Source organism: Rhizobium sp. BK602 (assembly GCF_014195095.1).
GTDB lineage: Bacteria > Pseudomonadota > Alphaproteobacteria > Rhizobiales > Rhizobiaceae > Rhizobium.
Genome location: NZ_JACIBC010000014.1, coordinates 75,648 through 86,753, shown reverse-complemented (window position 1 = coordinate 86,753; position 11,106 = coordinate 75,648). Strand labels below are relative to the sequence as shown.

General features: G+C 63.2%; 9 protein-coding genes and 1 tRNA gene. 5 read left to right on the top strand and 5 right to left on the bottom strand.

Features of this window, described 5'->3' with window-relative positions; all coding sequences use genetic code 11:
* Positions 1–10 precede the first annotated feature (10 nt).
* Positions 11–87 (top strand) — tRNA-Met (locus FHX11_RS29490).
* A gap of 151 nt (positions 88–238) precedes the next feature.
* Here FHX11_RS29490 and FHX11_RS29485 read toward each other — a convergent pair.
* Entirely contained in the window at positions 239–1,132 is an 894-nt protein-coding gene (locus FHX11_RS29485) for a LysR family transcriptional regulator (protein ID WP_184364867.1), read from the bottom strand.
* 133 nt (positions 1,133–1,265) lie between these two features.
* On the opposite strand from FHX11_RS29485, the gene FHX11_RS29480 reads away from it, so the two are divergent.
* From FHX11_RS29480 to FHX11_RS29465, 4 genes are all read left to right on the top strand, one after another.
* Positions 1,266–2,750 (top strand): MFS transporter, encoded by a 1,485-nt coding sequence (locus FHX11_RS29480; protein WP_184364865.1) that lies wholly within the window; start codon positions 1,266–1,268, stop codon positions 2,748–2,750.
* A gap of 15 nt (positions 2,751–2,765) precedes the next feature.
* Positions 2,766–3,755 (top strand): aldo/keto reductase, encoded by a 990-nt coding sequence (locus FHX11_RS29475; protein WP_184364863.1) that lies wholly within the window; start codon positions 2,766–2,768, stop codon positions 3,753–3,755.
* Between the two features lie 281 nt (positions 3,756–4,036).
* On the top strand, positions 4,037–5,299 hold the full coding sequence (locus tag FHX11_RS29470) for an NAD(P)/FAD-dependent oxidoreductase (RefSeq protein ID WP_184364861.1): 1,263 nt from the start codon (positions 4,037–4,039) through the stop codon (positions 5,297–5,299).
* A gap of 202 nt (positions 5,300–5,501) precedes the next feature.
* Positions 5,502–6,035, top strand: coding sequence for a methylated-DNA--[protein]-cysteine S-methyltransferase (locus tag FHX11_RS29465; protein WP_184364859.1), 534 nt, complete (start codon positions 5,502–5,504; stop codon positions 6,033–6,035).
* 120 nt (positions 6,036–6,155) lie between these two features.
* Here the strand turns inward: FHX11_RS29465 and FHX11_RS29460 are convergent, their stop codons facing one another.
* From FHX11_RS29460 to FHX11_RS29445, 4 genes are read right to left on the bottom strand one after another with little or no spacing between them, the layout of a single operon-like run.
* Positions 6,156–8,159: an aldo/keto reductase gene (locus FHX11_RS29460; protein WP_184364857.1), complete on the bottom strand. Its 2,004-nt coding sequence runs from the start codon at positions 8,157–8,159 to the stop codon at positions 6,156–6,158.
* 53 nt (positions 8,160–8,212) lie between these two features.
* Entirely contained in the window at positions 8,213–9,301 is a 1,089-nt protein-coding gene (gene ugpC / locus FHX11_RS29455) for a sn-glycerol-3-phosphate ABC transporter ATP-binding protein UgpC (protein ID WP_184364855.1), read from the bottom strand.
* 16 nt (positions 9,302–9,317) lie between these two features.
* Positions 9,318–10,154, bottom strand: a complete 837-nt coding sequence (locus FHX11_RS29450) for a carbohydrate ABC transporter permease (RefSeq protein ID WP_184364853.1) — start codon at positions 10,152–10,154, stop codon at positions 9,318–9,320.
* Positions 10,151–11,011 (bottom strand): sugar ABC transporter permease, encoded by an 861-nt coding sequence (locus tag FHX11_RS29445; protein ID WP_184364851.1) that lies wholly within the window; start codon positions 11,009–11,011, stop codon positions 10,151–10,153. The genes FHX11_RS29450 and FHX11_RS29445 overlap by 4 nt, the downstream gene beginning before the upstream one ends.
* Positions 11,012–11,106: the final 95 nt, after the last annotated feature.

Below are 11,106 nucleotides of genomic sequence, written 5' to 3'. Positions count from 1 at the left end.
ACGTTGGTAACGCGGGGTGGAGCAGCCCGGTAGCTCGTCAGGCTCATAACCTGAAGGCCGCAGGTTCAAATCCTGCCCCCGCAACCAATCTTTCCCAAATACAACAGATAGCGCTGGCGCCAAGACTTCATCTTCGCTGGCGATGCTAGCTCCTCGCGCGCTTCGTCCCATTCCGAACCAGGCGTCCAAGCAACCAAACCTTAAGGGGAAGGGGTGCGCAACCGTATCTCGCTTCCCTTCAGCCCCTATAGCGCAGTGCGTCGACAAGAACCTGAAACGCTGGCGACGATTGCCGCCGGCTGGGGTAATAGAGGTGATAACCGGGAAAGGGCGCGCACCAGTCTTCCAGCACGCGTACCAGCCGTCCCTCCAACACATGTGGCGCCACCAGATCTTCCGGCAGGAAGGCCACGCCCAGCCCCGCAAGCAGGGCATTCATTCGGAGCGCGATGGTGTTGAACACCAGTTGCCCATCCGTCCGCACCCGCAATTCCTGTCCATCCTTCTCGAATTCCCAGACATAAATCCCGCCATGCGTCGGCAGACGCATGTTGATACAGATGTGGTGGGTCAGATCCTGCGGCATCTGCGGCGGCGGATGATGTGCGAAATAGCCGGGCGTGGCGACGGCCGCCATGCGCATTTGCGGGCCGATCGGAATGGCGATCATGTCCTTGGCGACCTGCTCGCCCAGCCGAATTCCCGCGTCGTAACGCTCGGCGGCGAGATCGGTCAGGCCATAATCCACATTCACTTCCACCTGGATGTCGGGATAGTGCGGCATGAGCTTGGCGAGGACAGGCCATAGCACGGTCAGCGCCGGGTGTTCTCCGGTGGTGATCCGGACACGGCCGGCGGGCTTTTCCCGGAATTCGCTGAGTGCGGCCACCTCATTCTCGATCTCGTCGAATCTCGGCCCGATGGTGAGAAGCAGCCGTTCTCCGGCCTGCGTCGGCGAGACGCTCCGTGTCGTCCGCGTCAGCAGGCGGATGCCCAGCCGCGCCTCGAGGCTGCGGATCGTATGGCTGAGCGCCGATTGCGACACGCCGAGCCGCGCCGCCGCCTTGGTGAAGCTGCCTTCCCTCGCCACGGCGAGAAAGGCGATGAGATCATTGATGGATTGGCGCGGCATTCATGAATCCCTCTCATAGGCCCTTGCCGCTTCTACCATCTAATCGTGCGTAATCGCACGCGCTAAATCATGCGGACCATCCGGCCATTCAAAAGCAGCGATCATGCAGATCGGCGGGTGGAACAGGAAACCCATGTCCGCGCAGTTCGAAACCGCACCCGCTCCGCCCCATAAGGCGGCCATTCTTGCCATCATCCTCGTTAGCTACGTGATGATCGTGCTGGACACATCCGTCGTCCTCACTGGCCTTCCGCAGATCCATCGCGATCTGGGCTTCACCGATACCGGCCTCGCCTGGGTGCAGAGCGCCTATACGCTGACCTTCGGCGGCTTCCTGCTGCTTGGCGGGCGGGCCGGTGACATTCTCGGCCGGCGCCTGATGCTGATTGCCGGTCTTGTGCTGTTCACCATGGCGTCGCTGGCGATCGGGGCGGCGCCGTCGCCGGCCTGGATGATCGGCGCGCGCGCCGTGCAGGGCATCGGCGCTGCGATCCTGGCCCCCTCGACGCTTGCTCACCTGCAGACGACCTTTCCGGAAGGTCCAGAGCGCACTCGCGCCATCTCCTATTATAGTGCGGTTGCCGGCGTCGCCGCGAGCGTCGGGCTGGTGCTCGGCGGTCTGCTGGCGGAATGGATCTCCTGGCGCGTCGGCTTCTTCATCAACCTGCCGATCGGCATTGCCATGATCATCGCCGCCCGGCGTTATGTCGGCGAGAGCGAACGGCGGTCCGGCGCCTTCGACATCATCGGCGCCCTGACATCGACTGTCGGTGTCAGCGGGCTCGTCTACGGCTTCATCCGGTCCGCCAGCGCCGGCTGGGGCGACGGGATCACGATTGCCGCGATCGGCGGCGCGCTCGTACTGCTCGCGCTTTTCATCGTCAATGAACGTTACGCCAAACAGCCGATCATGCCGCTGCGCCTGTTTGCAAGCCGGGAACGGGCCGCCGCCTATGTCGCGCGCATCCTGTTTCTCGGTGCCATGATCGGCTTCTTTTTCTTCACGACGCAATATCTCCAGGGTGTCGCCGGTTACGGCCCATCCATGACCGGCATTGCCTTCCTGCCGGCGACGCTGGTGAATTTCGTCGTCGCAATGGCCGTGCCGCAACTGGCGCGCCGGTTCGGCAACGGCCGTCTGCTCGCGAGCGGGCTTGCCTGCGGCCTGCTCGGCATGGCCTGGCTGAGCCGTCTTTCCGTCGATGCGGATTATCTGACCGGGATCGCCTTGCCGATGATCCTGATCGGCGCGGGTCAGGGCCTGGCGCTCAGTCCGCTGACGAGTTCGGGTATCGCCGGCGTCGCTCGCGAGGATGCCGGTGCAGCGTCCGGCGTCGTCAATGTGGCGCATCAGACCGGCAATTCCCTCGGCCTTGCGGTGCTTGTCGCCGTCGCGCAGATCGGGGCTTCGGGGCTCGACGGCCGCCTGTTGCTCGCCCATCGTGTCGCGACGTCGCTGACCGCCGGCGCGATCATGCTTGGCCTCGCATGTCTATTGGTTTTCGCGCTCATCGTCCGGCGCCACGCAATTGCGGCGCCTGTCGAGATCGTCGAGGGGGCGCAAAGCCCGCCTCAAGCTGATCCGGAGCCGCGCGCGTGCGCGACGCGCGTGGCATGATCCTTGGAGAGTGATATGCAGAAACGTAAACTGGGAAAAAGCAATCTGGAAGTGTCGGCGCTCGGTCTGGGCTGCATGGGCCTGAGCTATGGCTATGGCCCGGCGACAGAGACGCAGCAGGCCATAGGGCTGATCCGCACCGCCTTCGAGTGCGGCGTCACCTTCTTCGATACGGCGGAGGCCTATGGTCCCTACAGGAATGAGGAACTGCTGGGCGAGGCGCTCTCGCCTTTCCGCTCAGAGGTGGTGATTGCCACCAAGTTCGGCTTCGATTTCGACGCCGAGGGCGGGCAGAGCGGCATGAACAGCCGCCCGGATCATATAAGGGCCGTCGCGGATGCGGCGCTCAAGCGTCTGAAGACCGATGTGATCGACCTCTTCTACCAGCATCGCGTCGATCCGAACGTTCCGATCGAGGATGTGGCGGGCACCGTCAAGGATCTGATCGCCGAGGGCAAGGTGAAGCATTTCGGCCTGTCGGAAGCCGGCGCACAGACCATCCGCAGAGCGCATGCCGTGCAGCCGGTCGCGGCGCTGCAGAGCGAATATTCGCTATGGTGGCGCGAGCCGGAAAAGGAGATCATTCCGACGTTGGAAGAACTCGGAATCGGCTTCGTGCCCTTCAGCCCTCTCGGCAAGGGGTTTCTCACCGGTGCGATCAGCGAGACGACCTCCTTCGACAGCAAGGATTTCCGCAATATCGTTCCGCGCTTTTCGCCGGAAGCGCGTAAGGCGAACCAGGCGCTCGTCGATCTGCTCGGCCGCATCGCTGCCGGAAAGCAGGCGACCTCGGCGCAAGTGGCGCTGGCCTGGCTCCTGGCGCAGAAGCCGTGGATCGTGCCGATCCCCGGCACGACCAAACTGCATCGGCTGGAGGAGAATCTGGGCGGCGCCGCCATCGTGCTGACGCCCGAAGACCTTCGCGATATCGAGGAAGCCCTGTCGGCGATCACCATCTCAGGTGACCGCTATCCTGCCCATCTCCAGGCGAGAGTCGGGAAATAAAGGCTGCCGCGCGATGGTCGCGCCGCAATAGCTGTCGTATTCCCGCCCACGCTCCGAAGACGGGCTGGGCGGGAATACGGATCTCACTTCACATGATCCTTGGTTGCGACGATTATCCGCAAGGAGGCGAGTGGTCCGGCACTTCATGATGGCGTCGTAGAGACGCTATGTTGCCAGGCCGCGCGAAGCGGATAAAAGCTAGAGCATGTCGCGCAAAAGTGTGCGGCGGTTTTGCGAGAACGACATGCTTTAGGTGTCCGATCGCGATACGAGGAGACGGAATGCCCATGGAATCCTGGAGAAGCGGCGTCGACGTTGCCATTATCGGTGCGGGAGCCGCCGGCGTTGCGGCGGCCCGGGCATTGCAGTCGCGGCGACCCGATCTCGCGCTGGCGCTCCTGGAAGCCTCCGGGCGTATCGGCGGACGGGCCAGGACGGATCATCCCGCCGAACTCGACGGTCTTGCGATCGATCTCGGCTGCGGCTGGCTGCATGGGGCGAGGACCAATGCCTGGACGGCGATTGCCGAGGAGGTCGGGCTTACGGTGGACCGCACTCCCGCCCCCTGGAGCGAGGGCGGCCGCCAGATCGAGGAAAAGGACGCCGAAGCCAGGGCGGCGCGCGCCGCCGTCAACGGTTTTTTCGAGAGGGTTTACAGCTATGACGGCGAGGAGGATCTGCCTCTCTCGGCGATGCTTGCTGCGGATGATCCCTGGACGGCGCAGGTCCATGCAGTGGGTGCCTTCATGACCGGCGACGAGCTGGACCGGTCCTCGGTCATCGATCTCGGCCAATATGATCCCGGCCCCGGCCCGGATTGGCGGATACGGCAGGGTTATGGGACATTGGTTGCGACCTATGCGGCGCCGCTTCCGGTCCATACGAAAACCGAGGTCCGCCGCATCGATCACAGCGGCGCCGGCCATATCCTGCTTTCGACGGGCAAGGGCGACCTGAAAGCCAAGGCGGTCATCGTCGCCGTTTCGACGAATGTTCTGGCGGCGGAAAAGATCGCCTTCTGGCCGCCGCTTCCGGACAAGATCGAGGCTGCGGCGCGCCTGCCGCTCGGGCTGGCGAACAAGCTCTTCCTGAAAGCGCACAGGCCGGAGATGTTTCCGGCCGATACCCATCTTCTCGGTTCCCACCATAGCCGCAGAACCGGCGCCTATCAGCTCAAGCCTTTCGGCGCCCCCATCGTCGAAGCCTATTTCGCCGGCGATCTCGCCCGCGATCTGGAGCGGCAGGGGATGGATGCGGCTTTCGATTTCTCCGTCGCGGAGATGAAGCGTGTCTTCGGCTCCGACGTCGGAAAGCATCTGTCGCCCGCCGTGATGTCGGGATGGGCGGGCGAGCCCTTTGTCGGAGGGTCCTATTCCTATGCGACGCCCGGTGCACCCGGCCTGCGCCAGGTTCTCGCCACCCCCTGCGACCGGCGCATTTTCTTCGCCGGCGAAGCCTGTTCGCCGACCCGTTATTCCACCGCGCACGGAGCCTATGAAAGCGGCGTTGTCGCGGCCGAAGCCGTTGCGGCGGCGCTGATCTGAGACCCTCGAAGGTCGAGAAGGCTGTCGTTGGACGGAAAATAATGTGTCTTCCTCCGGTGAAATCGCTTTTCGGGTGGGCGATGACAGGCGGTTCTGATCATATCCTTGTGAAAGGCGGCGACAGGGATTCGCCGCCGGGGCCGGAGCCGGCGGGATTGCCGTTTTGTCCCATCCGTCCGGCTTCAAACAGGAGGATATCGATATGGCCAGAACAGTGCGCGGTCCGGGAAAGGATCATGTCTATCGCCTGATGGACTCGCCGGTCGGCAGGCTGAAGCTTGTCGCCAGCGATGCGGGCCTGGCGGCGATCCTTTGGGACAACGACCGGCCGAAGCGCGTGCCGCTCAATATCGTTGCGCAGGATGAGGGTCATCCCGTTCTGGTGGCGGCGGCCCGCCAGCTCGCGCAATATTTCGCCGGCGAACGGCGGGATTTCGATCTGCCGCTCGATTTTGCCGGCACGGAGTTTCAGAGAAAGGTATGGCAGGCGCTGCTCACCATCCCCTTCGGCCAGACGCGCTCCTATACCGAGATCGCCGAGCAGATCGGTGCACCCAGGGCGGTCCGCGCGGTCGGCGCCGCCAATGGCAGGAACCCGATCTCGATCATCGCGCCCTGCCATCGCGTCGTCGGTTCCGCCGGGGACTTGCGCGGCTTTGCCGGCGGCCTCGAGCGCAAGACCTATCTTCTGGGCTTCGAGGGGGCCGAGACCAAGGCATTCGATTTCGCGGCCTGATCCACATGCTGCCGGCAAGGTGATGAAAACAAATAACCCATTCGCAGAGCGAATGAGTTATTTGCATTTCGAAGTATGTGATTGGCAAGGCGGCCCGCCTGTTTCGCGGGCCAGCGCATCTCAGCCTTCCAGCCAGGTCACCTGTTCCGGCGTCAGCTTGATGTCGAGCGCCGAGAGGCTGTCTTCCAGCTCGGCGATCGTGCGCGGGCCGATCAGCGGGATGACCGGGAAGGGCTGGGCGACGACATAGGCGAGCGCGATATGGATCGGATTGCGGCCGAGCTGCTTTGCCAGTTCGATCGCGCGGTCGCGGCGGCCGAAATTGCGGTCGGAATACCAGACGCGCACCAGTTCCTCATCGCTCTGCTTGTCGCGGCCGGCGCGGTCGGTGAAGAAGCCGCGGCCCTGGCTCGACCAGGCGAAGTTCGGGATCTGCTTGGCGTTCAGCCAAGCCTTCCACTCGTCGTCGGAGGCGGCGACGCAGCCGGCCCAGATCGGATCGAGCATTTCCGCCAGCGAGAAGTTGTTGGAAAGAGCAGCGGGTGCCGCCTTGCCGTTCTTCTGCGCATAGGCGATGGCCTCGTCGAAGCGGGCGCGGGTCCAGTTGGAGCCGCCGAAGATGCCGCGAATGCGGCCGGCCTTAACCTCGGCATCCATGGCATCGACGAATTCGCCGACCGGAATGGCCGTGTTGTCGCGATGCATGAAGTAGATGTCGACATAGTCGGTCTTCAGGCGGTTCAGCGACTGGTCGAGCTGCTTGCCGATCATGTCGGGGTAGCAGAGCGGCGAATGCGCACCCTTGCCGATCAGCACGATCTCCTCGCGCGGAACGTTCCGGCTGGTGTGCCAATCGCCGAAGACGCTCTCCGTCTTGCCGCCGCCATAGACATAGGCCGTGTCGAAGGCGTTGCCGCCGGCCTCGTAGAAGGCGTCGAGCGTCAGGGAGGCGGCGGCGAAGTTCGGGAAGAATTCGAAGCCGAGCGTGACGATCGATGCCGGCTTGGCGATGCCGGGAATGCTGCGCTTCGGGATGCTGTTGCCCTTGGTAACGGTTGCACCGGCGATATTCTTCGTCCGCTGCGACGCCTTTTCCACCCCATATTCCAGGCCGATCGAGGTGCGCCACTGATCGAGGACCTTGAGGTTGCCGATCGAATCTGCCCAGCCGATGCCCGGATAGGCGAATTCCTTCGCTCCGGCGCGGATGGCGTCACCCGCCGCGTCGACTTCGAAGGAGTAGAGCCAACGGTCTTCCTTGACTTCGATGACCTGCGTTTCCGCGCCCTTGATGATCTCGATCTTGCCGACGCCGCCCTTGTGGCCGGAGGCGAACCAGAAGTCCTTGACCTCCAGCCGGCCGTCCGAGCCGATGATGCGCAGCGTGTTGTCCTGGTTCGCCATGATCGAGCACGAGACTTCGGCGATGATGTTGTTGGGGAATTTCAGGACGGCGGAGGCCCATTCGTCGACGCCGGTCTGGCCGAGATGGGCGACGCCGGAGACCTTTTCCGGCTCCAGGAACGGCTTGCCATCGGCAGCGCCGGCGATCAGCCGCGCCATCGACACCGGATAGCCGCCGACATCGAGGATGCCGCCGCCAGCCATGTCGTTGGCGAAGAGGCGATGCTCCGGCTTGACCGTGCCCATGTTGAAGCCGAAGGACGAGCGGATGATGCGGATGTCGCCGATGACGCCGCTTTTCACCAGTTCGATCAGCTTCGCCGTCTGCGGATGCACGCGGTACATGAAGGCTTCGCCGGCAAAGACGCCAGCCTTTTTGGCCTCGTAGTAGATCGCCTCGGCATCATAGGCCGACAGCGCGATCGGCTTTTCCACGAGCACATGCTTGCCGGCGCGGATCGCCTTGATCGCCCATTCGGCATGGCCGGTATGGGGCGTGGCGATATAGACGGCGTCGACATCCTTGTCGGCAAGCAGCGCCTCATAGCCGTTGACGATGCGTGCACCCGGAAAATTGTCGCCAAGGCCCGGCTTGTCGGGATTGCGGCTGGCGATCGCCACGAGTTTTCCGTTGCGGGAATGGGCGACACCTTCGGCAAAAGTCTGGGCGATCCGGCCGGGGCCGATGATGCCCCAGCGGATGGTTGCGTCTGTGCTCATGGAACGATCCTTTCTAAATCTGCATGCTGTCTTGGGAGATCCGGCGACGGCGCCTATCGCAATCGGTTGCCGGCGTTGTCGAAAAGGAATGTCTTGGCCGCCGAGAGCGCGACGGTCAGCGTGTCCTTGTTGTTGGTATTGCGCGATTCCTCGCGCTCGATGACGATCTGCTCGTCACCGGCGATATTGGCGTAGATGTAGCTGGTATTGCCGAGATGTTCGGCGACGTCGACGTCGACCGTCAGGTCGACATCGCCACGTCCGGCTTCGAGGAAATGCTCCGGCCGGATGCCGAGCGTCACCTGTTCGCCGATTTCGACCTTGGCGGTGGCGATGGGCAGCGACAGACGGACATTGCGCTGGTTGCGCAGCACGACCGCGACGCGGCCCGCCTGGTTGTCGACGACCTCAGCGCGCAGGAAATTCATCTTCGGAGAGCCGACGAAGCCGGCGACGAACTGGTTGGCCGGGTCGTCGTAGAGATCGAGCGGCGCGCCGACCTGTTCGATATTGCCGCCGCGCAGCACGACGATCTTGTCGGCCAGCGTCATGGCCTCCGTCTGGTCGTGCGTCACATAGATCATCGTCGTGCCGAGCTTTTTGTGCAGGCGCGAGATTTCCACGCGCATCTGCACGCGCAGTTCGGCATCGAGGTTGGACAAGGGCTCGTCGAACAGGAAGATCTGCGGCTCGCGCACGATGGCGCGGCCGATGGCGACGCGCTGGCGCTGGCCGCCGGAAAGCTGCTTCGGCCGGCGCTGCATCAGCTCGGTGATCTGCAGGATCTCGGCCGCCTGCTTGACGCGGCGGTCGGTATCGGCCTTCGGATTGCCGTTCATGCGCAGGCCGAAATTCAGGTTCTGCTCGACGGTCAGGTGCGGATAAAGCGCGTAGGACTGAAAGACCATGGCGATGCCGCGATCGGCCGGCTCGACATCGTTGACGGTGCGGCCGCCGATCTTGATCTCGCCGTCGGAAATATCCTCCAGTCCCGCGATCATGCGCAGTAGCGTGGACTTGCCGCAGCCGGAGGGGCCGACGAAGACGACGAATTCGCCGTCCTTGACGTCGAGATTGGCGCCATGGATGATTTCCAGCGAGCCGTAGCGCTTGATGACATTGGTGAGGGACAGTTCTGCCATACGGGATCTCCCGGAACTACTTGATGGCGCCGGCGGCGATGCCGGCGATGAAATGACGTTGCAGGAGAACGAAGACGACCAGGATCGGTGCCGTCAGCATCACCGCGCCGGCCATGATCCCGCCCCAGGAGACCTTGGTGAGGCCGATCAGCGTGCCGAGCGCCACCGGCGCCGTCATCATCCCCGGCCGGGAATTGATCAGCAGCGGCCAGAGGTAGTTGTTCCAGGAGGCGAGGAACAGGATGATGGCGAGTGCGGCCATGGTGGGCCGCGCCAAGGGCAGGGCGATGCGCAGGAAGATCTGCCATTCCTTGACGCCCTCGACGCGGGCGGCGTCGAAAAGCTCGGCCGGCATCATCGAGAAGGCCTGGCGCATGAACAGCACGCCGAGCGAATTGAACAGCGGCGGCACGATCAGCGCGACCCAGGTATTGGCCAGCCCGAAATTGCGCGCCACCATGATGAATTGCGGGATGACGACGACCGAATAGGGCAGCGTGATGGTCCCGAGAATGATGCCGATGACCAGGGATTGGCCGAGGAAGCGATAGCGGGCGAGCGCCCAGCCGGCCATCGAGGTCAGCAGCACCGACAGGACGGTATAGATGACCGCGACGCCGATCGAGATCGTCAGTGCGCCCACGAAATTGGTATCGGCCTGGAGGTTGCGGACATTGTCGAAGAAGCTCGTCGAGGGCGTCAGGACGATGTCCGGGCTGAAGATGCCATAGTCCGGCATGGTCGAGAAGATGAACATCATCCACAGCGGAAACAGCCAGATGATGGCGAGCGGTGTCAGCAGCGCGTGTAGCGCGATCGAACGCATCAGGGTGGATCTGGATTTGCTTTTCATTTCGGTTCGCGCCCCACCCAGAGATTGAGAAGAGAGATGACCACGGCGAGTGCCGCCATCGTATAGGCGATCGCGGAGGCATAGCCGAAGTTGAGCGACGTAAAGCCTTGCCGGTAGAGCAGGATGCCGAGCGTCTCGGTCGCGCCGCCGGGGCCGCCGCGGTTGGTGATCAGGAAGGGTTCGGTAAAGAGCTGCATCGTGCCGATGACCGACAGCACCACGCAGAAAAGAATGATCGGTTTCAGGAGCGGCAATGTGATGTGGATGAACTGCTTGATATGACTGACGCGATCGAGCGTGGCGGCCTCGTAGACATCCTCGGGGATCGATTGCAGGCCGGACAGGATGATGATGGCGTTGTAGCCGGCCCAGCGCCACGTAACGGCGATGATGATCAGCAGCATCGCGGCATGCGATTCGGAAAACCACGAAACTGGCGCGATGCCGACGCCGCCGAGAAGCTTGTTCACGATGCCGAAATCGACGTTGAACATCAGCCGGAAGACGGCGGCATAGGCCACTTCACCGACCACGACAGGGGCGAAGAAGGCGAAGCGGAAAAGGCCGCGGGCCTTCAGGAGCGGCGAGTTCAAAAGCACCGCCATGACGGTGGCGAGCGAAATCATTACCGGCACCTGGATCACCAGGATGATCAGCGTGTTGAAGAGCGCGTTGTAGAAGGCCGGGTCGCCGAACAGGCGCCCCCAATTGACCGAGGCGCTGAATACCCAGGGATTGACGCGTGTGTTCTGGAACGAAATCAGGAACGAATCGATGATCGGCCAGATCCAGAAGGTGGCGAACACCAGAAGATAGGGCGCAAGGAACGCATAGGCGCTCCGGTTTCGCAGCCGCATGAAAGCCTTCTCCTTTTATACCCGATAGGGTGGCGTGCGAGGCCACATCCCCGCCGCCTTCCAGGCGGCGGGGATGCCGGGCGCGGCTTGGGACG

Bases quoted from the DNA above. Each gene is read 5' to 3' on its own strand.
- FHX11_RS29470 (WP_184364861.1), top strand. From the start codon at position 4,037: ATGCCCATGGAATCCTGGAGAAGCGGCGTCGACGTTGCCATTATCGGT.
- ugpC (WP_184364855.1), bottom strand. From the start codon at position 9,301: ATGGCAGAACTGTCCCTCACCAATGTCATCAAGCGCTACGGCTCGCTG.
- FHX11_RS29450 (WP_184364853.1), bottom strand. From the start codon at position 10,154: ATGAAAAGCAAATCCAGATCCACCCTGATGCGTTCGATCGCGCTACAC.
- FHX11_RS29465 (WP_184364859.1), top strand. From the start codon at position 5,502: ATGGCCAGAACAGTGCGCGGTCCGGGAAAGGATCATGTCTATCGCCTG.
- FHX11_RS29485 (WP_184364867.1), bottom strand. From the start codon at position 1,132: ATGCCGCGCCAATCCATCAATGATCTCATCGCCTTTCTCGCCGTGGCG.
- FHX11_RS29445 (WP_184364851.1), bottom strand. From the start codon at position 11,011: ATGCGGCTGCGAAACCGGAGCGCCTATGCGTTCCTTGCGCCCTATCTT.
- FHX11_RS29480 (WP_184364865.1), top strand. From the start codon at position 1,266: ATGTCCGCGCAGTTCGAAACCGCACCCGCTCCGCCCCATAAGGCGGCC.
- FHX11_RS29475 (WP_184364863.1), top strand. From the start codon at position 2,766: ATGCAGAAACGTAAACTGGGAAAAAGCAATCTGGAAGTGTCGGCGCTC.
- FHX11_RS29460 (WP_184364857.1), bottom strand. From the start codon at position 8,159: ATGAGCACAGACGCAACCATCCGCTGGGGCATCATCGGCCCCGGCCGG.